21 protein-coding genes are annotated in these 22,999 nt (G+C 63.8%); 15 read left to right on the top strand and 6 right to left on the bottom strand.

Annotation, left to right across the window (positions count from 1 at the left end):
• Positions 1-4 precede the first annotated feature (4 nt).
• Both AC1Q5P_RS07470 and AC1Q5P_RS07465 read right to left on the bottom strand, forming a co-directional pair.
• Positions 5-490, bottom strand: a complete 486-nt coding sequence (locus AC1Q5P_RS07470; RefSeq protein WP_492518602.1) for an RNA pyrophosphohydrolase — start codon at positions 488-490, stop codon at positions 5-7.
• Positions 487-1,440, bottom strand: a complete 954-nt coding sequence (locus tag AC1Q5P_RS07465) for an alpha/beta hydrolase (protein ID WP_193826724.1) — start codon at positions 1,438-1,440, stop codon at positions 487-489. Before AC1Q5P_RS07465 ends, AC1Q5P_RS07470 begins: the two co-directional genes overlap by 4 nt.
• Before the next feature lie 203 nt (positions 1,441-1,643).
• Here AC1Q5P_RS07465 and AC1Q5P_RS07460 point away from each other — a divergent pair, with 203 nt between their 5' ends.
• The 3 genes from AC1Q5P_RS07460 (at position 1,644) to AC1Q5P_RS07450 (ending at position 5,665) form a co-directional block, all read left to right on the top strand.
• The gene (locus AC1Q5P_RS07460) at positions 1,644-3,593 is read left to right on the top strand and encodes a 2-oxoacid:acceptor oxidoreductase subunit alpha (protein WP_492477889.1); all 1,950 of its coding nucleotides are present in this window, start codon (positions 1,644-1,646) and stop codon (positions 3,591-3,593) included.
• Positions 3,590-4,642, top strand: coding sequence for a 2-oxoacid:ferredoxin oxidoreductase subunit beta (locus AC1Q5P_RS07455; protein WP_039334018.1), 1,053 nt, complete (start codon positions 3,590-3,592; stop codon positions 4,640-4,642). The genes AC1Q5P_RS07460 and AC1Q5P_RS07455 overlap by 4 nt, the downstream gene beginning before the upstream one ends.
• An 84-nt stretch (positions 4,643-4,726) precedes the next feature.
• A complete protein-coding gene (locus AC1Q5P_RS07450; RefSeq protein ID WP_492518601.1) occupies positions 4,727-5,665 on the top strand; it encodes a metal-dependent hydrolase in 939 nt (312 codons plus the stop codon).
• Here AC1Q5P_RS07450 and AC1Q5P_RS07445 read toward each other — a convergent pair.
• The gene (locus AC1Q5P_RS07445; protein WP_052242296.1) at positions 5,662-6,402 is read right to left on the bottom strand and encodes a phosphatase PAP2 family protein; all 741 of its coding nucleotides are present in this window, start codon (positions 6,400-6,402) and stop codon (positions 5,662-5,664) included. The genes AC1Q5P_RS07450 and AC1Q5P_RS07445 overlap by 4 nt on opposite strands.
• Positions 6,403-6,455: 53 nt before the next feature.
• Between AC1Q5P_RS07445 and AC1Q5P_RS07440 the strand changes: the two genes are divergently transcribed.
• The gene (locus AC1Q5P_RS07440; protein ID WP_492518600.1) at positions 6,456-7,877 is read left to right on the top strand and encodes a cryptochrome/photolyase family protein; all 1,422 of its coding nucleotides are present in this window, start codon (positions 6,456-6,458) and stop codon (positions 7,875-7,877) included.
• Positions 7,878-7,914: 37 nt separating this feature from the next.
• The gene (locus tag AC1Q5P_RS07435) at positions 7,915-9,183 is read left to right on the top strand and encodes a class I SAM-dependent methyltransferase (RefSeq protein ID WP_492518599.1); all 1,269 of its coding nucleotides are present in this window, start codon (positions 7,915-7,917) and stop codon (positions 9,181-9,183) included.
• A gap of 3 nt (positions 9,184-9,186) precedes the next feature.
• Here the strand turns inward: AC1Q5P_RS07435 and AC1Q5P_RS07430 are convergent, their stop codons facing one another.
• The 3 genes from AC1Q5P_RS07430 to purF form a co-directional block, all read right to left on the bottom strand.
• Entirely contained in the window at positions 9,187-9,540 is a 354-nt protein-coding gene (locus AC1Q5P_RS07430; RefSeq protein WP_039334022.1) for a PilZ domain-containing protein, read from the bottom strand.
• 91 nt (positions 9,541-9,631) lie between these two features.
• Positions 9,632-10,339, bottom strand: coding sequence for an SDR family NAD(P)-dependent oxidoreductase (locus tag AC1Q5P_RS07425; protein ID WP_492518598.1), 708 nt, complete (start codon positions 10,337-10,339; stop codon positions 9,632-9,634).
• 1 nt (position 10,340) lies between these two features.
• Complete coding sequence (gene purF, locus AC1Q5P_RS07420; RefSeq protein ID WP_492518597.1) at positions 10,341-11,846, bottom strand: amidophosphoribosyltransferase; 1,506 nt, start codon at positions 11,844-11,846, stop codon at positions 10,341-10,343.
• Positions 11,847-12,194: 348 nt separating this feature from the next.
• Here purF and AC1Q5P_RS07415 point away from each other — a divergent pair, with 348 nt between their 5' ends.
• From AC1Q5P_RS07415 to AC1Q5P_RS07370, 10 genes are all read left to right on the top strand, one after another.
• Positions 12,195-13,130 (top strand): MASE1 domain-containing protein, encoded by a 936-nt coding sequence (locus tag AC1Q5P_RS07415; RefSeq protein WP_492477895.1) that lies wholly within the window; start codon positions 12,195-12,197, stop codon positions 13,128-13,130.
• 100 nt (positions 13,131-13,230) lie between these two features.
• Entirely contained in the window at positions 13,231-14,472 is a 1,242-nt protein-coding gene (locus AC1Q5P_RS07410; protein WP_039334026.1) for a lipoprotein-releasing ABC transporter permease subunit, read from the top strand.
• Positions 14,465-15,154: an ABC transporter ATP-binding protein gene (locus AC1Q5P_RS07405; RefSeq protein ID WP_039334028.1), complete on the top strand. Its 690-nt coding sequence runs from the start codon at positions 14,465-14,467 to the stop codon at positions 15,152-15,154. The genes AC1Q5P_RS07410 and AC1Q5P_RS07405 overlap by 8 nt, the downstream gene beginning before the upstream one ends.
• A 52-nt stretch (positions 15,155-15,206) precedes the next feature.
• Positions 15,207-15,470 (top strand): hypothetical protein, encoded by a 264-nt coding sequence (locus AC1Q5P_RS07400; protein WP_052242298.1) that lies wholly within the window; start codon positions 15,207-15,209, stop codon positions 15,468-15,470.
• A 64-nt stretch (positions 15,471-15,534) separates the two neighbouring features.
• Positions 15,535-15,768 carry a hypothetical protein gene (locus AC1Q5P_RS07395; protein ID WP_492518596.1) on the top strand — a complete coding sequence of 78 codons (234 nt, stop codon included), beginning with the start codon at positions 15,535-15,537 and terminating at the stop codon, positions 15,766-15,768.
• Entirely contained in the window at positions 15,765-16,253 is a 489-nt protein-coding gene (locus tag AC1Q5P_RS07390) for a glutathione peroxidase (protein ID WP_492518595.1), read from the top strand. Before AC1Q5P_RS07395 ends, AC1Q5P_RS07390 begins: the two co-directional genes overlap by 4 nt.
• A 17-nt stretch (positions 16,254-16,270) precedes the next feature.
• The gene (locus tag AC1Q5P_RS07385; RefSeq protein WP_492518594.1) at positions 16,271-16,879 is read left to right on the top strand and encodes a hypothetical protein; all 609 of its coding nucleotides are present in this window, start codon (positions 16,271-16,273) and stop codon (positions 16,877-16,879) included.
• A gap of 143 nt (positions 16,880-17,022) precedes the next feature.
• Positions 17,023-20,613 carry a DNA polymerase III subunit alpha gene (dnaE, locus tag AC1Q5P_RS07380; RefSeq protein WP_492518593.1) on the top strand — a complete coding sequence of 1,197 codons (3,591 nt, stop codon included), beginning with the start codon at positions 17,023-17,025 and terminating at the stop codon, positions 20,611-20,613.
• 19 nt (positions 20,614-20,632) lie between these two features.
• Complete coding sequence (locus tag AC1Q5P_RS07375; RefSeq protein ID WP_039334036.1) at positions 20,633-22,252, top strand: long-chain fatty acid--CoA ligase; 1,620 nt, start codon at positions 20,633-20,635, stop codon at positions 22,250-22,252.
• Positions 22,249-22,668: a DUF1330 domain-containing protein gene (locus AC1Q5P_RS07370; RefSeq protein WP_492518592.1), complete on the top strand. Its 420-nt coding sequence runs from the start codon at positions 22,249-22,251 to the stop codon at positions 22,666-22,668. Before AC1Q5P_RS07375 ends, AC1Q5P_RS07370 begins: the two co-directional genes overlap by 4 nt.
• Positions 22,669-22,999: the final 331 nt, after the last annotated feature.

The following is a 22,999-nucleotide window of genomic DNA, read 5'->3' as shown; positions in this document are numbered from 1 at the left end:
GACGTCAGATCAGTTCGCGGAATTCCTCGACCACCTGCCGGTAGACGCGCTTCTTGAACGGCACGATCAGTTCCGGAACCTGCTCCGGTTCAACCCAGCGCCATGCCTCGAACTCGGCATGTTCATGGGCGTTGAGGTCGATGTCACTATCCTCGCCTGAAAAGCGCATCAGCAGCCACTTCTGGCGCTGGCCTCGAAACTTGCCGCCCCACATCTTGCCCATCAGGAAATCGGGCAGGTCATAAAGCAGTTCGTCGCGCGTTTCCGCGATGATCTGCACGAGGTGGGAGGAGACGCCGGTCTCCTCCTGCAGCTCGCGCAGGGCGGCGGCGTGGAGATCCTCGCCGTCGTCGATCCCGCCCTGCGGCATCTGCCAGGCGTCCATCTCCTTGTTGTCGATCCGCTTGCCCACGAACACGCGCCCGGCGCTGTTCACGAGCATGACCCCGACACAGGGACGGTACGGAAGCCCGGCAAATTCGTCTGTCATTTCAACCTTTCCAGTAGCAGCCGGACCGCCTTGAAGATCGACTGCATGTCGGCCTGCGCGCTCGGGATTGCCTTGCGCACCTGCGTAAACCCGTGGATCGTCCCTTTCATTTCAAGAAAGACGACTTCTGCTCCAGACCGGATGAGTTCCGCCCCATAGACCCGCCCGCTGTCGCGAATCGGATCGAGCCCTGCCGTCACTAGCACCGTCGGAGGCGTGGTCGAGTGGTCGCCATAGATCGGATAGGCGCGCTTGTGGCCGGTAACCGCCTGATAGGCATTGGCGAACCAGTTCATCGAATCCGAGGTGAGGAGGAAACCCTCGGCGAAATCGAGGAAAGACTGGTGATCGGGCTTGTCGTCGGAAAGCGGGTAGATCGGCACCTGCATGACCACCGGCACCGCCGCGGGGCTTTCGACCAGCGCCTGGGTCACGACGATCGTCAGATTGCCGCCGGCGCTGTCGCCCATGGGGATCAGGCCGGTGATTTCGCGCCCCAGCGTGGCCGAGTTCGCAGCGATCCAGCGTGCCGCGGCCTCGCAGTCGTCCGGCGCGGCGGGGAAGGGGTGTTCGGGCGCCAGGCGATAGTCCACCGCGATGACCGGCAGATCGAGTTCCGCGGCGATTTCGGTGCACAGGCTGTGATGGCTTTCGAGATCGCCGATCACGAAGCCGCCGCCGTGGAAGAACACCACCGCCGGACCTGCCTCGCGCGTTTCGCGCAGGTCATAGAGACGAAGCGGGATGTCGCCGGCGGGGCCGGGGCAGGTCAGGTTTCGGACCACTGCCAGTTCGCGCGGGTCTGCTTCGGCAAGTTGACCCATCGCAATGTAACTGGCGCGCGCAGCCTCCAGACCCATCTGGCTCATCGGCGGGGCATCGGTGCTGTTGAGGAAAGCCAGGAAGGCTTGAACGTCGGGGCGTACGTAGTGGGTCTTCTGATCGGTCATGACAGTTCCTCGTCCCGCAAACAGGATTCGTTATAAACACCGTGGTAAGTTGGCTTTTGCAACTTGACTGGCAAGCGCATCGGGAATCAAGAGCGCAGGAGGATTTTTCGCCCTGCGCAGATTTTCTTCTTTGCGAACGGAACACGAGGGGCATAGGCGCGTGTCAGCACTGGGTGAAACTCCCGGGCGCAGCAGAGGACGATATGGCTACACTAGTTGAAGGACCGGACGCGCTGACGGGCGGCAAGGAATCACCGACCCCCGAGGCGGTGGTTGTGCGCTTTGCTGGTGACTCGGGCGACGGCATGCAGCTGACCGGCGGTCAGTTCACCCTTTCCACGGCGCTGGCGGGCAACGACCTTGCCACTTTCCCGGACTTCCCGGCGGAAATCCGCGCGCCGCAAGGCACGCTGTTCGGCGTCTCTGCCTTCCAGATCAACTTCGGCTCGACCGAGATCGACACCGCGGGCGACCAGCCCGACGTGCTCGTGGCAATGAACCCGGCAGCGCTCAAGACTAACGTCGGCGCGCTCAAGGCCGGGGGCCTGATCATTGCCGACACCGGCGAGTTCAACAAGCGCAACCTCGAGAAGGCCAAGTACGAGGTCAACCCGCTTGAGGACGGCAGCCTCGAGAAGTGGCAGCTGCTCGCGTTCGACATCTCGGCGCTGACGCTCGAAGCGGTAAAGCCCTTCGGCCTTGGCAACAAGGAAGCGCTGCGCTGCAAGAACATGTGGACGCTGGGCCTTGCCCTGTGGATGTTCGATCGTGACCGCCAACCGCTGGTCGACTGGTTGAACGCCAAGTTCGCCAAGAACCCGGTTCTGGCCCAGGCCAATATCGCTGCGCTGAACGCTGGCCATGCCTATGGCGAAACCGCCGAACTGGCAGGGCCGCTCAAGCAGTACCACATCGCTCCGGTCGAGAGCGAGCCGGGCCTCTACCGCACGGTCACCGGCGCCGAAGCGATCAGCCTCGGCCTCGTAGCGGGCGCGCAGCTGGCCGATCTGCACATGTTCTTCGGCGGCTATCCGATCACGCCTGCCTCGGCGATCCTGCACAACCTTGCCCGGCTCAAGGAATACGGCGTTACCACCTTCCAGGCGGAAGACGAGATTGCCGCAATCGCCTCGGCCATCGGCGCGAGCTATGCGGGCCAGCTGGGCGTGACCTCGTCGTCTGGCCCCGGCATTGCGCTCAAGGGCGAGGCGATGGGCCTTGCCATCATGACCGAGCTGCCGCTGGTCATCGTCAACTCGCAGCGTGGCGGCCCGTCGACGGGTCTGCCGACCAAGACCGAACAGTCGGACCTCTACCAGGCGGTCTATGGCCGAAACGGTGATGCGCCGATGCCGGTGATCGCGGCACGCAGCGCTTCGGACTGCTTTGAAGTCGCCATCGAGGCCTGCCGCATCGCGGTGGAATACATGACCCCGGTCATGCTCCTGACCGACGGCTACATCGCCAACGCGGCGGAGCCGTGGAAGGTGCCCGATCCCGAAAGCTTCAAGCCGTTCCCGGTGACGTTCCTCGAAGAGAAGAACGGCCCCAACGGCGAACTGTTGCCCTTCGCGCGCGACGAAAAGGGCGCGCGTCCGTGGATCAAGCCCGGCACTCCGGGCCTGATGCACCGCATCGGCGGCATCGAGAAGAACCCCGGCACCGGCAACATCGACTACAGCCCGGCGAGCCACCAGATCATGACCGACGCACGCAAGGCCAAGGTCGAAGGCGTGGCGAACTCGATCCCCTTGCAGGAAGTCAGCCATGGCGAGGCTTCGGGCAAGCTCGTGGTCGTCGGCTGGGGCAGCACTTATGGCCCGATCTATCAGGCCGTGCGCCGCGCCCGTCGCAAGGGCCTCGACGTCAGCCACGTCCACGTCCGCCACATCTGGCCGATGCCGTCGAACCTGGGCGACCTGCTCAAGTCCTACGACAAGGTGCTGGTGCCCGAGATGAACACCGGCCAGTTCAAGACCGTGCTGCGCGACCAGTTCCTGATCGACGCCCAGCCGCTCAACAAGACCAGCGGCCAGCCCTTCACCATCGCGGAAATCGAAGCCGCGATCGTGGATGCGCTTGGCGGCCACGCCGGAGGCGAGGTCGATGCCGACAAGACGCAGCTGCCCAGCATCAAGAGTGACAATCCATGAACGAGATGACCAAGATCGCGGTCCAGACCACGCTCAAGGACTGGGAAACCGACCAGGAAGTGCGCTGGTGCCCAGGTTGCGGCGACTACGCGATCCTCAAGGCGGTGCAGCGCACCCTGCCGGAGATCGGCGCCGATCCTTCGAACACCGTGTTCGTTTCGGGCATCGGCTGCTCCAGCCGCTTCCCGTACTATGTGGAAAGCTATGGCTTCCACACGATCCACGGCCGTGCGCCCGCCTTTGCCACCGGCATCAAGCTCGCCAATCCGGAACTCGACGTCTGGCTGGTGACGGGCGATGGCGATGGCATGTCGATCGGCGGCAATCACACGATGCACATCCTGCGTCGTAACGTGAACGTGCAGATCCTGCTGTTCAACAACGAGATCTACGGCCTGACCAAGGGCCAGTTCTCGCCGACGAGCCGCGAAGGCACCAATTCGCCGACGTCGCCGCTCGGCTCGGTTGACCGTCCTGCGCTCCCCTGCGCCTTCGCGCTGGGTTCGGGCGCGCGCTTCATCGCGCGGGCCTATGACGTCTCGAAGAACCTGCCCGGCGTGCTCAAGGCGGCTCATGCCCACAAGGGCGCGGCCTTCGTGGAAATCTTCCAGAACTGCATCGTCTACAACAAGGACCGCTTCGACGACTTCGTCGCCAAGGGCGTGGCCGACCAGAACCAGCTGTGGCTGACCGATGGCGAGCCGATGCTGTTCGGTTCGGAGAAGTCGGGCGGCGTGAAGGGCATTGCGCTCGACATGGACACGCTGACGCTCAAGGTCGTCGACGTGACCGATGGCGACTGGCAGGCGGCGGGAGTGCTCGTCCACAATGTCAAGAACCGCGCGCTCGCCCATATGCTGGTGGAGATGCCGTTCGGCCCGTTCCCGATGGCGCTGGGCGTGATCTACGACGATCCGCGGCCTTCCTATGAGGACGTGCTGCTCGGCCAGGACGAACAGGCCCGCAAGGGCAAGGACGCCAACCTCGCCAAGCTGCTTGGCAAGGGCCAGACCTGGACCGTCAGCGGAACAGCTGCCGATCCGGTCTGATTTCCGGGTTTCCCAAAGGCTTCCAAGGCCGCAAGGATGCGACGTGGGTCGTGCCCTTGCGGCCTTTCTGTTTGAGATCACCGATTGGACAACCTGACGCACAGCCTTGTCGGTTGGGCACTGGCGGAAACGGGTCTGAAGCACCGGTCGCGCAAGGGCCTTGCCGCGCTGGTGCTGGCGGCGAACATGCCGGATATCGACGTGTTCTTCGGCTGGGCGCCGTGGGCGCCGCTCGCCATGCATCGCGGGTTCACGCATGGGCTGGTGGGTGGCGTGGTGTTGATGCCGCCGTTGCTGGTAAGCCTTCTGTGGCTTTTCGATCGCTGGCAGGCTTCGCGCGGGAAGATCGCGCGGGAGGCGCCGCCGCTGCGCCTGGGCTGGCTGGTGTTGCTTAGCTACCTCGGTGCGATCACGCATCCACTGCTCGATCTGCAGACTGTCTATGCCGTCCAGCTGCTGTCGCCGTGGAGCGAACGGTGGTTCCACTCTGATGGCCTGTTTATCGTCTCGCCCTGGGTTCTCGCGATGTTGGGTGGTGGCATATGGGCAACGCGGCGTTTTGCCTCCGGCGCGATCGCGGTGGCTTGCCTGGGACTGGTGGCAGCGTTCATCCTGCTCAATGTCGGCATATCCGCGCTGGCTTGGCAGGCACCGCGCAGCGACGCCCCTTATGCCATTCCCGACCGCGTGTTTGCCGCGCCCGAGGCGATGATGTTCTGGCGGCGCGATGTGGTCTGCCGTGAGCGCGGCAGGATCACATTCGGCCAATACGATCCACTCCGGCGGCTTGACGGTCTTTTTAGCTTCGGCGCTCCGATCGCTGACAACATGAGCGATCCGCTCGTCCGCAAGGCAGCGAACGCAACGCCCGAGGCGGTCAAGTTCCTCGCTTGGTCGCAGATGCCGGTTGCGGAAGTGCAGCGCTCCGGCTGCATGGCGAGGGTGACTTTCGCGGATGCGCGGTTCACTGGCCCGACGATGGCGCGAAACTTCAACACGGTGGTTGAACTTCCGACCTGCTAGGCGCCGGGCGTCAGTGTCTCGAGCATGTCGTCGGCCTGCTCGGCGACGGCTTTCGCTGGCTTGTGCAGCAGCGCCGAGGCGAGGAACGCCCAGCCTGCGCCGCCAAGCCATCCCGCTGCAACGTCAGTCGGAAAATGGACGCCGAGCCAGACCCGGCTGATCGCAATGGCAATGCTCAGGGCGATGGCGCTGATGATCAGGGTCCAGCGAATCGAGCGGCGCGGGCTCATGGCCGCGAAGGCCAGCGCGATGGCAATGTAGATCACCGCGGAATTGAAACTGTGCCCACTGGGAAAGCTCTGCCCGCCCGCCTCGGTCAGGTGCGGCACGATCATCGGGCGGGGGCGGCCGACAGCAATCTTGACCAGCGAGTTGACCAGCCATCCGCCCATAACTGTCGCAGTCAGCAGCACTGCCTCGCGCTTCAGGCGCAGAAAGAGCAGCGCGGCCAGCACGCCGATCAGGATGAGGTTGCGCAGCAGGACCCCGCCAAGCGCCGTCAGATCCCGCACCGCCTCGAGCAGCCATTGCGGACCGGCGGGAACAAGGTCTGCCCCGCGTCGCCAGAACAGCAGGCCGGAACTGTCGATCTCGCTGCCGTGCCCTGACAGCACGAGCGAGGCGACCAGGACAAAGCCGATCCAGCACAGCGCCGACGCGATCAGGGCATGGCGCGGAGATATTCTCCAGCTGCGCGCCCTTTGGGGCAGGTGGCGTTCGGGGGCGGCTTGGACCATCGGTTGCTTGGAACGAGATTGCCGCAAACCTTGTTCCCGAACAACGGTTTGTGATGCCGGCTTGCAAGGGCCGCATAACAGGAGAAAGGGAACTGGTGTCTGCATCGACGCAGGCCGAACCGACGATTGTCTGGTTCCGCCGCGATCTTCGTCTGGCCGATCAGGCGGCGCTTCTGGCAGCCGCCGAGGCCGGGCCCGTTATCCCGGTCTACGTGCTTGATGACGAGACGCCCCGGCACTGCCGCATGGGCGGTGCCTCGCGCTGGTGGCTGCATCACAGCCTGGCCAGCCTGGATGCCGCGCTTCGCAAGCTGGGATCGCGACTGATCCTGCGCCGAGGCAAGGTGCACGAGGAACTGGCGGCTGTGCGCCGCGAAACCGGGGCGCGGGTCGTCCATGCGTTGCACCATTACGAGCCGTGGTGGCGCAACGCGGAGAAGGCCGTCGCCAAGGGTATGCAGCTTGTCCTTCACGACGGCAACTACCTGGCGCCGGCTGGTGCGGTGAAGACCGGAAGCGGCGCGCCCTACAAGATATTCACGCCATTCTGGCAGGCCCTTAAAGAGCGGATGCCGCCCGCGCACCCAGCGCAAGCACCAGAGCAGCTGGTCGCGCCGGAGCACTGGCCGACGAGCGACACGCTCGACGACTGGAAACTGCTGCCCACTGCGCCCGACTGGGCGGGCGGGTTCCGCAAAGAATGGATCCCCGGCGAAGCGGGTGCGCACAAGCGGCTGGAAGCCTTTGCGGCGCGGGCGGCGCGGTACGAGCAATGCCGCAATCTGCCGTCGATTGAAGGAACTTCGCGCCTGTCGCCGCATCTCCACTTCGGCGAGATTTCGCCGGCGACGGTGTGGCAGAAGGTGGCCGATGCCGGCGGATCGGTGGACGTATTCCTCAGCGAGCTGGGCTGGCGCGACTATGCCCAGAACGTGATCGTGCAATTCCCAGACTATGGCTCGAAGAATGCGCGGGAGGCCTACGACCGGCTGCAATGGCGTGACGATCCCGAGGGGCTGCGGGCATGGCAGCAGGGGCGCACTGGCTACCCGATCGTCGATGCCGGGATGCGCGAGCTTTGGCACACAGGGTGGATGCACAACCGCGTGAGGATGATTGCGGCAAGCTTCCTGGTGAAGCATCTCCTGATCGACTGGCGTGAAGGCGAGCGTTGGTTCTGGGATACTCTGGTTGATGCGGATTACGGTTCCAACGCGGTCAACTGGCAGTGGACGGCAGGGACGGGCATAGATTCCAACATGTTCGTGCGAATCATGGCACCACTCACCCAGTCGGCGAAGTTTGACGCAGCAGGCTATATCCGCAAATGGGTGCCGGAACTGCGCCATCTGTCCGACGCCGAGGTCCACGATCCCACGTTCCCGCCACCGGGCTATGTCCGCAAGATCGTGCCCCATGCGCAAAGCCGGGCGCGGGCTTTGGCGGCGCATGAAGCAATGAAGGCGCATGGCTGACCTTGCGCGTTACGCTGCGGAGCCGCATATCCCGCCCATGACTGCACAGACGCCATCGAGGGGACGGCATCTGGTGGCCGGGGGCTGGAACATGTCTGCCGTCGGCCGCTGGCTCGCACACCTGTTTGCCGGACCGTTCGAGCGCGTTGTCGAAAGGATCGACCGCGGTCTCGTTCTTGGCACGATCCACGCTATCTTGCCGGACGGCAGCCAGCGCACTGTCGGCGGGCGGGGCGAGGGGCCTGTCGCGCGAATTCACCTGCATAGCTGGAATGCGCTTGTGCGGCTGGCTACGGCTGGCTCGATCGGCTGGTATGAGGCTTGGGTCGAAGGCGAATGGGATAGCCCCGATCCCGTGCCGATCTTCGATCTGTTCATGCGCAACGCCGCCACCTTGGGCGACGTCGGCCGGGCTAAAGGTCCGTGGCGTCTGGCTGGCCGGGCGCTCAACTTCCTGCGCAAGAATTCGCGAGCGCAGGCGCGGCGCAACATCGCGGCGCACTATGACCTTGGCAACGACTTCTACCGCCAGTGGCTGGACTCGACCATGAGTTACTCGAGCGCGTTGTGGGACGGCATTTCGGCAGATGCACCCTTGGCCGAGGCTCAAGCCAACAAGGTTGACCGGTTGGGGGCGCGTCTGGCGCTCACACCTCGCAGCGAAGTGCTCGAGATCGGTTGCGGCTGGGGCTTTCTGGCGCGGCGCCTCGCCGAGACGACCGGGGCGCGGGTGACCGGCATCAGCCTATCGGACGAGCAGCTGGAGTGGGCGCGCGAAGCCCTCACTTCATCAGGGCTGGGCGGGATCGAGTACCGTCATCAGGATTACCGCGATGTCGAAGGAACATTCGACGCTATCGCCAGCGTCGAGATGGTCGAGGCCGTGGGTCGCGAATATTGGCCGTCCTACTTCGACTGCCTTGCCCGCTGTCTGAAGCCCGGAGGGCGTGCGGCGCTGCAATACATCACCATCCGCGATGACCTGTTCGATGCCTATGCCGCCAGCGCCGACTTCATCCAGGCCTATGTCTTCCCCGGCGGCCTGCTGATCAGCGAGCGGGAGTTTGCACGACTGGCGCACGAGCGCGGGCTCACATGGCAGGATCGCCAGGACTTCGGCCTCGACTATGCCCGCACGCTCAAGCTGTGGCGCGAGGCGCTTGATCTTGCCGTAGTCGAAGGGAGGCTGCCTGCCGGGTTTGACGAGCGGTTCGTCAACCTGTGGCGCTATTACCTGATGTATTGCGAAGGCGGGTTCCGCGGTGGCGGCATCAACGTCAGCCAGGTGACGCTGGTAAAGCAGTAAGCTTCAGGGACGCCTGAAAACTCCGTCCCCGCGATATCGCGCGAGGATGTTGTCGTGGACGATGGGGCTGAGCAGGTTGGCGAAGGCGCAGCCGACGCGACCGGAATCCCACCACACCACCTCGGCCTGAAGGGATTCCATGCCGGGCAGGGTCAGCCAGCAGCGGTTGCCGGCGTGCATGCGTTGCAGCGCATTTGCGCAGAAGCCGCCTAGCGAAAGGTCAAGCACGACGGTCTGAAAGCCCTTGCCGCCGGATGGCCTGAGCGTTGCCGGAATGTTGACACGTTGGCGTGGCGCACTGCGGTCCTCGAGCGCGGCCTGCCCATAGATGTTGGTATTCCAATCCGTCGTCGTCATGCCGGGCGACCTCGACCCATTGCGTTTCCGGTCTGCCGACGGATCGGCAAACCTTTGCAAAGAATCGCGCGGCTACGTTAATTAGGCGCTATCAGTCCTGGTTAACGCGAATGCGGTGCGGACTGGCAAACTGTTCACCAAGAAGCGTAACGATCCGGTCAGCAACGACTTCCGGAGCCTTGACCGTCTGCGGGTCTTCTCCGGGGTAGGCGCGGGCGCGCATCTTGGTGCGGGTTGCGCCCGGATCGACCACGGCAACTCGGATGGCCGCGGTGTTGCGCACTTCCTGCCCATAGCTGCCCAGCAGGTTGTCAAACGCCGCCTTCGAAGCGCCGTAGGCACCCCAGTAGGCGCGGGGGGTGGCGCCGACGCTGCTCGTCACGCCGATGACGCGGGCGTCCTGGCTCTTGCGCAGCATGCCGTCGAAGCCGGCAAGAAGTGCCTGCGTTGCCAGCACGTTGAGAGTCAGCGCCTGGTTGAACTCGCGCGCGTCGATCTGCCAGACCGGGGTGAGGGTGGGCAGGACGGCGGCGTTGATCACCAGAATGTCGAGTGCCTTCCAGCGGCCCGAGATGGCGGTGGCGAGACGGGCGATGCCGTCAGCCTCGGAGAGATCGACCGGCGCAATCGTGGCGCTGCCACCGGCCTCGAAGATCTCTTCCTCGATCTTCTCGAGGTCCTTGGCGTTGCGCGCCACAAGAATGACGTGCGCTCCGGCAGCGGCCAGTGCCTTGGCCGTGGCCGCGCCAATGCCGCGGCTTGCGCCGGTAACCAGCGCGACCTGACCCGCAAGGCTCATCTTACGCGACCTTTCCGACCGGCAGCGAAAGCTGATCGGGGCTCTCGCGATCGGCAAGATCGGTCAGGCGTGTGGGGTATTCGCCAGTGAAGCAGGCGTCGCAATACTGCGGGCAAGACTTCTTGCGTTCGGCCTCACCCACGGCGCGGTAGAGGCCGTCGATGGAGACGAAAGCGAGGCTGTCGGCGTGGATGAACTCCGCCATCGCGGCGACATCCATGCGTGCAGCGAGCAGCTTCGAGCGTTCGGGCGTGTCGACGCCGTAGAAACACGAATGCTCGGTCGGCGGGCTGGCGATTCGCATGTGCACTTCGGCGGCGCCTGCATCGCGCATCATCTGCACGATCTTGAGGCTGGTAGTGCCGCGCACGATCGAATCGTCGATCAGGACAATGCGCTTGCCGGCGACCAGCGCACGGTTGGCATTGTGCTTGCGCTTCACGTCGGCGTTGCGGGCACCGTCCGAGGGCTGGATGAAGGTGCGGCCGACATAGTGCGAGCGGATGATGCCGAGTTCGAACGGGATGCCGGACTGCTGGGCGTAACCTAGCGCAGCAGGCACGCCGCTGTCAGGCACGGGGATGACGAGATCGGCGTCTGCCGGGCTTTCCATCGCCAGTTGCGCGCCGATGGCCTTGCGTACCTGGTAGACCGAGCTGCCACCCATGACCGAGTCCGGGCGGCTGAAATAGACGTGTTCGAAGATGCAGGGGCGCGCGTTGGGCTTGCCGAACGGCCGGTGCGTGCTGAGGCTGCCGTCGAGATCGACCTGGATCAACTCACCGGGCTCCACTTCGCGCACGAAGTCTGCGCCGACGACGTCAAGCGCAACGGTTTCGCTGGCGAAGACCACCGCATCACCGAGCTTGCCCATGACGAGCGGGCGGATACCGAGCGGATCGCGGCAGGCGATCATGCCCTCGGGCGTCATGCAGATCAGCGAATAGGCGCCCTCGATCAGGCGCAGGGCATCGACGAAGCGGTCGAGCAGGGTGGGGTAACGGCTCGTCGCAACGAGGTGAATGATCACCTCGGTGTCCGACGTCGACTGGAAGATCGCGCCCTTGCGGACGAGATCGCGCTTGAGGAACATCGCGTTGGAGATGTTGCCGTTGTGGGCGATCGAGAACCCGCCCGAGGCAAGGTCTGCGAAGAGCGGCTGGACGTTGCGCAGACCTGCACCGCCCGTCGTCGAATAGCGGACGTGGCCAGAGGCCATCATGCCCGGCAGTTCGGCAATGGCCGATCCGGTCGAGAAATTCGCCGCCACATGGCCAATGCCCTTGCGCGAGTAGAATTCCTGTCCGTCGAAGCTGGTGATGCCCACGGCTTCCTGCCCGCGGTGCTGCAGGGCATGGAGACCTAGCGCCACTGTCGCCGCAGCGTCACGTACGCCGAGTACGCCGAAGATGCCGCACTCCTCGCGCAGCTTGTCGTCATCGGCGCCGATATCGCCCCGCCCGATATCCCAGGGCGTTGCATCGAGAAGTTCGTGATCTGTGGTCATGGGTCCCGTGGACTCGCGTGGGCGCGTGCGCGCCGGCCGGTTTCTGGCGCCCAAATGGCGACGTTTGCGCACAATGGCAAGGGCAAGGTTCGCAATGCATCGCTTGAGGCCGTTCCCGGCCCGGGGAACCGCGAGTCTTCTGGGGCGTAGTTGGGGCCACGGACAGGCGGAGCATGGAGTGGCTGGTGAGGATAATCGGTATCGGGCTGTTGGCTCTTGGGGCGCTTTTCGTGATTGGGGGGACGATTTCCTACCTGCTCAACGTGGTTTTTCACTGATCTGCGCAGTCGATGATTGTGCGTGATTTGCGCTGGGAAAAATTAACCAGGGCAGTGTTAGGGCAGGGCAATGCGCGTTGCCCGTACTCTTGCCGATCCGGTCTGTACCGCCGTCGCATACTTTGCGTTGGCCTATGGCGCAGTGGCGTTCGGTCGGTTCACCGGCGGCGTTGCCATGGTCTGGATCGCCACAGCGCTCCTGGCGGGGCGGCTGGTGCATCTTCCGTTCCGCCTCTGGTTGAAGTGGGTGGTCCCGTGCTGGTTCGCGAGTACCATCGCAACCGGGTACTTCGGGTTTGGCTGGGTCCTGGCGGTGCCACTGGCTTTCATAAATATGGCCGAAGCTATCGCCGTCGCGTTCGTCTGGCGGCGGATCACCGATGCGTTCTGGCCGCACGACATCCTCGAATGGGTGACGTCCTTCTACCTCGGCATCGGTCTGACCATCCCATTGGTGACCGGTTGCATCGCATCGTTCCTGGCCTGGTTCTCCTTTGGTCAGCCGCTGGTCGAGAATTTTACCCGATGGATCATCGGCCACGCTCTCGGGCTGGTCGCGTGCCTGCCCGTGTTCCACTATGTCTACCATCGCCTGGCACGCGGACGAAGCTTCCTGCCGCCAGCGCGCCAACTGCCCTTGGCAACGCTCGTGTTCGGGTCGTTCACGGGCCTGACCGCGCTGGTATTCCTGCTCGACATGCGCGCGCTGCTGGTGTTCCCGCTGGTATTCCTGATGGTTTCCTCGGCCCTGGTGCCAGCTGCGATCACCACCTTGATGCCTCTGCTGCTGATCGCCATCGGCGGCACGATGACTATCCTGGGGTTCGGGCCGATTGCCGGCATGGACATCGAGTTCGGCGATCGCATCCAGTTCTTCCAGCTCTATGTCGGAGTGACGGTGCTGGCAGCCCTGCCGCTTTCGTGCGAGCGTCATCGGCGCATCATAGAGATGCAGCAGATGCAGCACCGGATTGCGGAACTCGAACGGACAAGCGCGGCACTCTGAACGTCCGGTTCTTGCAGCCATTGCCGTTTGCTGCGCTCCAGCCTACATCCGCAGCCGTCTCCGGGAACCCGGAGGCGCATTCCTGCCAGGGGACTTCTGCTTGATCCTGTCGCCATTCGAATGGACCATCGCCAAGCGCTACATGCTGCCCGGGCGAGGCGAGGCATTCATCGCGCTCGTCGCGGGCATCAGCCTTGTCGCGGTAATGCTCGGTGTGGCCGCGCTGGTCATCGTGATGAGCGTGATGAACGGTTTCCGCGCCGAACTGCTCGACAAGATCGTGGGCCTGAACGGCCATGCGATCATCCAGGCCTACGGCGGGCGGCTGGACAACTGGCAGGACATCCTCAAGAAGGTTGAGGCGACGCCCGGCGTTACCCATGCCTCGCCGCTGATAGAGCAGCCGCTGCTCGCCAGCTTCAATGGCAGGGTCGAGGCGATTCTTGTGCGCGGCAATACTGCGGGCGATATCAAGCGGCTGGAGGACAAGCGCGTCGATGGCGTGATCGCCTCGCTGCGGCCAGAGTCAGGCAATGTTGCCATCGGTTCGCGCCTTGCCCAGAACCTTGGTGCGCGGGTGGGCGACAGCATCACGATCATCAACCCGCAAGGTCGAGCTACGCCGTTCGGCACTGTCCCGCGCGAGATTGCCTATACCGTATCGGCAATCTTCGAAGTCGGCATCTACGATTATGACAACGCCTATGTGGTCATGCCCATCGCGGATGCGCAGACATTGCTGCTGACCGGTGACTCAATCGGCATGATCGAGGTCACTACGACCAATGCCGATACCGTGTCCGAGACCCTTGCTCCCATTGCCAAGCAACTCGAAGGCACGGCGGTCGTCACCGACTGGAAGACCATCAACGCCAGCCTGTTCGAGGCACTGGCGGTGGAGCGCGTGGCGATGTTCATCGTGCTTTCCATCATCGTGCTGGTCGCGGTGTTCAACATCCTTTCGTCGCTGATCATGCTCGTGCGCGCCAAGACGCGGGACATCGCGATCCTGCGCACGATGGGGGCAACGCGGAAAAGCCTGCTCAAGATCTTCGTCACGATCGGCTTCGTGATCGGTGCTCTTGGCACCGTTTCCGGACTTCTGCTGGGCTTCGTCTTCCTGTTCTTCCGCCAGCCCATCGTGAACGCGATCCAGTGGGTGACGGGGCAGAACCTGTGGGACCCGTCGATCCGCTTCCTTACCGAGCTGCCGAGCCGTTCGGACCCGGTCGAGATCACGACCATCTGCCTGATGGCCTTGCTGTTCTCGTTCCTTGCCACGCTTTATCCGGCGCTGAAGGCTGCCAGCACGGACCCGGTTCAGGTGCTGCGTTATGAGTGATCCCGTCGCCAAAAATCCTGTGGTTCGATTGCGCGACCTGCGCCGCTCGTTCAGCCAGGGCGGGGTGACCATCGACGTGCTGCGCGGCGTGAACCTCGAGATCCGCCCCGGCGAGATCGTTGCGCTGCTGGGGCCTTCGGGTTCGGGCAAGTCGACCATGCTGCAGGCGATCGGACTGCTGGAAGGCGGTTTCTCGGGGCTGATCGAGATCGCCGGGACGAATGCCTCGCAGCTTTCGGGCGATGACCGGACGGCGCTGCGCCGCGATCACCTGGGCTTCGTCTACCAGTTCCATCATCTCTTGCCCGATTTCAACGCGATCGAGAACGTGGTGCTGCCGCAGATGGTGGCAGGCAAGACGCGGGGCGAGGCAGAAACCCGGGCGGCCGAGTTGCTTACTGCGCTGGGGCTTGCCAAGCGTCTCGATCACCGGCCCAGCCAGCTTTCGGGCGGCGAGCAACAGCGTGTCGCCGTGGCGCGTGCGCTGGCCAACCGGCCGGAAATGGTGCTGGCCGACGAGCCGACCGGCAACCTTGATGAGGCCACTGCCGACCGCGTGCTCGAGGAGTTCCTCAAGCTGGTGCGTGGCGAGGGCAGCGCGGCGCTGATCGCCACGCACAACGAGCGCCTCGCCCTGCGCATGGACCGCGTTGTGCGGCTGCATGAGGGTGTGCTCGAATAGGGATACATCGTTCTCCTGAAGCGTTTTCGTGTGCAAAAGGAGATCGTACCTCATGAACACCACGATCCGCGCCGAAGCTGCCGATGCGGCTGCATTCTGGAACGACCACGCCGTTGTCCTGCGCCGTGAGGCTGCAGACGGCGTGTTCCACGGCTTTGCCTCGCTGCATTCCGGAACCTTCGCCGACATGGTGCGAATGGTTGCGCGCATGTCGGAAAGCGAGCGGGCGAACCTGGTCATCGAGAAGTCGGGCGACCGGCAGTATTCCCCGGCCGAAATTGCGGCACTGGCCCACCGCATCGATTTTCCCGCCTAAGCCCATTTGCCGTTGATCAGCTTCCCTTGTCGTGCGAACCATTTGCATGACAAGGGGAGAAGTCATGTCCGGTCTTGATTGGAATGCGGAAGCCACGTTGCATGAGCGCGACGATGCCGGCTCTGAGATGCAGTACAATTTTAGCGTCCTCAAGAAGGCTCCCTTGCGGGACCTGGTGGCGGAAGTGGCTGCCATGGATGCCGCCCAGCGTGCCCGCCTGGTGATCGACGTGGCGGGAGGCAAGTCGCTCAACGTCGGCGAAATCCTCGAACTTGCGGATCGGGAGGGCCTGACATGAGCGAACCGACAACGATAGCCGATTTCAAGGCGAAGAAGCCCAATGGCGAGGTGATCGATCTTGCCGAGAAGAAGGGCAAGGTCCTGCTGGTGGTCAACACCGCGTCGAAGTGCGGATTTACCCCGCAGTACGACGGGCTCGAGAAGCTGTGGAAGGACTATGGCGACCGGGGCTTCGAGGTGCTGGCCTTTCCCTGCAACCAGTTCGGCGGGCAGGAGCCGGGCTCGGCCGACGAGATCGAGAGCTTCTGCAAGGTCAACTTCGGCCTGAGCTTCCCGCTCATGGCCAAGATCGAGGTCAACGGCGACAACGCCGACCCGCTCTACGACTGGCTGAAGAAGGAAGCGCCGGGTGTGCTGGGCACGAAGGCGATCAAGTGGAACTTCACCAAGTTCCTGATCGGCCGCGATGGCAAGGTGGTGCGCCGCTATGCGCCGACCGATAAGCCGGAGAGCATCGCGAAGGATATCGAGGCGTTGCTGTAGGTTGGATGGATGCCGACATGAGCATGACTCGTTGGCCTAAAAAAGCGAAAATGAAATTCAGCCGTCTGGCGTGTCTAGCCATACCTAGTGCGACGCTGATGTGGTCATTTGCCGCATGTCCTGCAATTGCCTGCATCACATTCGAGCCACCCAACCTCGAAGACGTTAAGTTCGCGGATGTCGTCTTGATCGCACGGTTCGACAAATACCGGATCGTCCGCGACGAGGCATTTCGGAAAGAGATGCTGGCGTCACCGTATTTGACATCAGATGAGCGCGAGATTTACAAGGATCCGAAAGAGCAGCTCATTTCTGATTATGCGTTGCTCGATCTTCAGGTTGAGCGCGTTCTTAAGGGAGATGTGCCTGCAAGGCTTTCGGTTACTTGGGATAATTCGACCTTCGGTGAACCTGATGAAATGCCAATAGGCTCGTTCTTGATTGCATTGCGTCGGGAGGACTCACCCTCACCGCCACTTCGCGGTCCGAGTGCAACGATCTTGCCAACACCTGCTGGAAGCGAATTTACGGTTCTTCAGGCGCCTTGTTCCGGCGCTTTCATCTTCGATGCAGCGGGTCGCGAGGCAGCAACGATTCAAAGAATGCTGAGCAAGAAGCACAAGTAAGCCATCGTCATGAGCAAATTGATAACGCCGCGCGTGATGTCAGAACTTCGTTCGACGTGAGAGGAAAAGGCGGAGCGGATTCCCCGTTGATAATGCTCTTCCTAACCCTCGCAGAATCGTTCCCCACGCCTTAGCTTCACCTGATGCCCCACGCCCCATTCGTCCCGCTTCGCATCTTCTCGTCCTACACGATGCTCGACGGAGCGATCGATCCCAAGGCGATTGCCAAGACGGCGGCGGAGCGGGGTTTTCCGGCGGCGGCGATTACCGATCGCAACGGGCTCTATGGCAGCGTCGCCTATGCCAAGGCATGCAAGGACATGGGCGTGCAGCCCGTCATCGGCACGATGCTGGCGGTGGCGCGGCCCGAGCGTGATGGCGCGGCGACGGGGTTCGGGCCTGCTGCACCGACCGTCGACTGGCTGGCGCTCTATGCGCAGGATGCACGCGGCTATGACAACTTGTGCCACCTCGTCAGCCGCGCGCATCTTGAGCGGCCTCTGGAGTTCGAGGCGCATGTCGTGCTGGCGGACCTCGTTGGCCACACCGATGGGCTGATCTGCCTGACCGCGGCGGGCGAGGGCGCGCTGGCGCGGCTGCTTGCGGGGCAGCAGCAGTCTGCGGCCGAGGCCTATCTCGATCGCTTGCAAGAGCTGTTTCCCGAGCGGCTCTACATCGAGATCGCGCGGCGGAACGAGCCGGTGGAGGAGGCATCGGAAGAGGCGCTGATCGACCTTGCCTATGCCCGCAATCTTCCGCTTGTGGCGACCAATCCCGCCTGTTTTGCCGAGCGCGGGTTCTACGACGCGCACGATGCCATGCTGTGCATCGCCAGTTCCACCCACGTTGACAGCACCGACCGTCCGCGTTCCAGCAAGGAGTGGTGGATCAAGCCTGCGCCGGTAATGGAGGAAATCTTCAAGGACCTCCCCGAAGCGCTCGCCAACACGCTGGTCGTAGCACAGCGCTGCGCGGTCATGCCACCCAAGCGCAAGCCGATCCTGCCGAGCCTTGCCGGCGATCAGGAAGGCGAAGCCCGGATGTGTGCCGAGGACAGCCGCAAGGGCCTCGTCCTGCGGTTGAAGCCCTATTACCCGGAAGCCGCCCACGCCGAGCTGGAGCGCGTGCTGTGCCTTGGCCCGGATGCCGAGCCGGACGCTGCCGATTATCCGCAGCTCAACGTCGCGGGCGTGTGGGAGGAAGTGCTCGACTACCGCAAGCGGCTCGAGTTCGAGATCGCGATCATCAACCGCATGGGCTTCGGCGGCTACTTCCTGATCGTGGCCGACTTCATCAAGTGGGCCAAGGAAAACGACATTCCCGTGGGGCCGGGGCGCGGTTCGGGCGCGGGCAGCCTTGTGGCATGGGCGCTGACCATCACCGACCTTGATCCGATCAAGCTGGGCCTGCTGTTCGAGCGCTTCCTCAACCCGGAACGCGTCTCGATGCCGGACTTCGATATCGATTTCTGCGAAACCCGGCGCGGCGAGGTGATCCGCTATGTCCAGCGCAAATACGGGCTGGATCACGTGGCGCAGATCATCACCTTCGGCAAGCTCAAGGCTCGCGCCGTGCTGCGCGATACCGGGCGCATCCTGCAGATGAGCTATGGGCAGACCGACCGCCTGTGCAAGATGGTGCCCAACCATCCGACCGACCCGTGGCCGCTGCCGCGCGCGCTGAACGGGGTGGTGGAACTCAAGCGCGAGTATGACCGCGATCCCGAGGTCAAGCGCCTGATCGACCTTGCGATGCAGCTGGAAGGCCTGCCGCGCAACAGCTCGACCCATGCGGCCGGCGTGGTGATCGGCGACCGCCCGCTGGCGCAGCTGGTGCCGCTTTACCGCGATCCGCGCTCGGACATGCCGGTGACGCAGTTCGACATGAAGCATGTCGAGGATGCGGGCCTCGTGAAGTTCGACTTCCTCGGCCTCAAGACGCTGTCGGTGCTGCGCAAGGCGGTGGACCTGATGGCCAAGCGCGGGATCAGCATCGACCTCTCGGCGCTCGCCTGGGATGACGAGCAGACCTACAAGCTGCTGCAGTCGGGCGATACGGTGGGCGTGTTCCAGCTGGAATCCGAAGGCATGCGGCGCACGCTGGCGGCAGTGAAGCCAACCAACTTCGGCGACATCATCGCGCTCGTCTCGCTTTACCGTCCGGGCCCGATGGACAACATCCCGCTGTTCGGGCGGCGCAAGAACGGCCTCGAAAGCATCGAGTATCCGCACGAGAAGCTGGCGGGAATTCTCGCCGAGACCTACGGGATCTTCGTCTACCAGGAACAGGTCATGCAGGCCGCGCAGATCCTGGCGGGCTATTCGCTCGGCGATGCAGACCTTCTGCGCCGCGCGATGGGCAAGAAGGTGCAGGCCGAGATGGACGCGCAGCGCCAGCGCTTCGTCGATGGCTGCAAGACGGTGTCCGACATTCCGGCGGCCAAGGCCAACGAACTGTTCGACTTGATCGACAAGTTTGCAGGCTATGGCTTCAACAAGTCGCACGCTGCCGCTTACGCGCTGCTTGCCTACCAGACGGCGTGGCTGAAGACGCACTATCCGCACGAGTTCTATGCGGCATCGATGTGCTTCGACATGCACCAGTCGGAAAAGCTCTCGGTCTTCGTCGACGACATGCGGCGCAATGGCGTGGCGCTGGCCGGGCCGGACATCAACCATTCCGAGGCCGAGTTCACCGTCGAGCGGACGCAGGACGGCTTTGCCGTGCGCTATGCGCTGGCGGGCCTGAGGAACGTTGGTGAAAAGGCGATGGAGCAGATCGTCGAGGAGCGTGAGGCGAATGGCCCTTATGCTTCGCTCGACGACCTGTTCCGGCGCATTCCGGCAGGATCGATGAACCGGCGGCAGCTGGAAGCGCTGGCTGCGGGCGGTGCGCTCGATTGCCTTGAACCCAACCGCGCGCAGGTGATTGCCAATGCCGAACTGCTGATGGCGGTGGCGGACGAAGCGGCGCGCTCTCGCACGTCGGGGCAGGGTGGCCTGTTCGGCGGGGACGATCATGCCACGCCCGCCACGCGCCTTGCCGAGACGAAGCCGTGGAGCCGGGCCGACCAGATGGCGGCGGAGCGCGAGAACTTCGGGTTCTATTTCGCGGCGCATCCGGTGGAAGAATATCGCGCCGTGGCTTCGGCCAACGGGGCGAGATCGTATGGCAGCCTGATGACCAGCAGTGGCGAGCCGGGCGGGCGTTCCGGCGCGGTCATGGCCGCGCTGGTGGAGAACGTGCAGAAGCGCAAGACGAAGAAGGGCAAGGACTTCGTCATGGCCGACTTCTCCGACAGTTCGGGGCTGTTCTCGGCCTCGTGCTTCGAGGAATCGCTGGTCGAGCCGTTCCAGCAATGGGCGAAGGACGGGACCTGCGTGCTTCTCAATGTCGAACTTGACCGGCCCAATCCCGACGAGCCGCCGCGCGTGACGGTGCGGGGGGCAAGGCCGCTGGCCTCGGTGACGAGCTCGTCGCGGATGATGCTCAAGCTCGAGGTGAGCAAGCCCGAGGCGATCTCGGAGCTGGCGATGCTCCTGCCGCGTGGGTCTGGCGGGACGGGCGAAGTGCTGGCGCGCCTTCGGACTGGCGGACCCAAGGAGCCGCTCGTGCGGCTCGGCAATGATTTTAAACTGGACAGCGACTTAATCGAGCGATTGATTCCGATAGAAGGACTCGCCAATGTTGCGCTGACCGCAAGACCGGAAAGGCATCTGCGGCTGGTCGAATAAGAACCGGATGGAGAGAGAGATGACTCAGCAGCTTGGCGCAATGCAGGACTGGAAGCTGCGGGTCACACATCTGATAGACCACGCCGCGCGCGAACACGGTGCGCGCGAGATCGTCAGCCGGTGGGCCGATGGCAGCGAGACGCGGACCAACTGGGCCGGCATACGCCACGATGCGCTGCGCATGACGCAGGCCTTGCGCAAGCTTGGCGTGCAGCCCGGGGATCGGATCGCAACGCTGGCGATGAACCATCATCGGCATCTGGTTTCCTGGTACGGCGCGGTGGGCGTTGGCGGCATTCTCCACACGCTCAACCCCCGGCTGTTCGACGACCAGCTCGAATACATCGTCAATCATGCCGAAGACCGGGTGATGCTGTTCGACAAGGTCTGGGCGCCGATCGTCGAGCGGATGAAGCCGCGCTGGCCGACGGTCGAACACTACATCTGCTTTGACAGCAGCGAACCGGCGCTTCACTTCGAGGAATGGATCTCGGGCGAGGACGGCGTGGCCGAGTGGCACGACGGTGACGAGCGCGATCCCTGCATGCTGTGCTATACCAGCGGCACCACCGGTAATCCCAAGGGCGTGCTCTATGAGCATCGCTCGACCATGCTCCATGCGCTGAGCGCGATCAGCCCGCCCGTGTTCGGGATGGACTGTCGCTCGGTCATGCTGCCGATCGTGCCGATGTTCCATGCCGCCAGCTGGGGCCTGCCCTGGGCCGGCGCGGCGGCAGGGGCCAAGTTCGTCTATTCGGCGGTGAACGACGGCGCAGTGCTGTGCGAGCTGATGAACCGCGAGAAGGTGACCTGTTCGGCCGGGGTGCCCACCGTGTGGCTGGCCCTGCTGCAGCATGTCGACACCCACAACGGTGGCGAAATCCCGCCGAGCTTGCAGACCATCGTCTGCGGCGGTTCGGCGATGCCGCGCGCGATGATCGAGCGCTTCATGCGCGCCGGGCGCCGGGTGGCCCATGCCTGGGGCATGACCGAGACATCACCGATCGGCACGACGGGGGCCGAAACCTGGAACTGGGACGAGCTTTCGTTCGACGAGCAGGTGACGGTCAAGGCGATGCAGGGGCGGCCGCCGTTCGGCGTGGAAATTCGCTGTGTTGATCTGGGCGATCCGGAGAAGGTCCTGCCGCGCGATGGCGTAACGGCGGGAGCCTTGCAGGTGCGCGGGCCGTGGATCGTCAAGCGCTACTTCAAGGCCGAGGCCGATGCGGTGGTGGCAGGGCAATGGTTCGATACCGGAGACGTAGGCCTGATCCATCCGGACGGAACCCTGCAACTGACCGATCGCACCAAGGACGTGATCAAGTCCGGCGGCGAATGGATCAGCTCGGTCGAACTGGAGAATGCTGCGATCGGTCATCCCGCTGTGGCGGAGGCGGCAGCGATCGGCGTGTATCACCCTAAGTGGGATGAGCGGCCGTTGCTGGTGGTGGTGAAAAAGCCGGGCGCCGAGTGCAATGAGGAAGAAATCCGCAGCTTCCTTGCGCAACATGTCGCCAAGTGGTGGGTGCCCGATGCGGTAGCCTTCGTGGAACAAATCCCGCACACGGGCACCGGCAAGATCAGCAAGAAGGACCTGCGCGAACAGTTCCGCGACTTCGTGTGGGACAAGGTGGCGTGAGCGAGCGCCCGGTCTACATCGATCCGAGCCGCGATAACTTCGAGGTCTTCAAGTCGCTGCCGCGGGACCGGCCGATCCACATGCTCAACCTGATCAAGTTCCGCGATCTTGCCGAATACCCGGAAGGGCACCCCAACCATGGCAAGGGCCTGACCGGGCGCGAGGCCTATGCGATCTACAAGGACGCGTTTCAGGCGCTGGTAAGGGATTCCGGGGCGGCGATGGTGTGGCACGCGCCGATGGAATGCGTTGTCACCGGGCCGCAGGGCGAGTGGGACGAGGCTTTCGTGATGGGCTACCCCGACGCCGGGGCATTCTTTGCGATGGTGAAGGACGAGGCTTATGTCCGCGATGCGCTTCCGCATCGCACAGCGGCGGTGGCGGACAGCCGGTTGATCCGGTTCAACGGGGCTTAGCGTTTCCTTGGCGTGGAGCCGGGTGCCCACCCCGCTGCGACCAGCTTCACTGCGTTCAGCAAGTCTCACGGCCCTCCCGCCTGCGGGAGGGCATCGCATCGCGGAACCCCGGTGCGCCCCCGCGAAGGCGGGGGCCTCAGTCGGTTTAATGTGAGGTTCCGTAAGAACACCGAGGTCCGCCTTCGCGGGGACGCAATAGGTGGGGTGTGAAGGTTCATCCGCTGGCGAATGCGGACGGTAACGCCGGGGGGAAATCACAGATCGCGCGACCGGTGCGGTGCCGTTGTGGCACGCAAGGGATGGGGCGCGGGACCGGTTGCGAGTGGCCGGG

The sequence above is a fragment of the Novosphingobium sp. GW835-FHT14H07 genome, from assembly GCF_058793515.1.
Note: the sequence above shows the minus strand (reverse complement) of the source record. Positions and strands in the feature narration are given on the sequence as shown.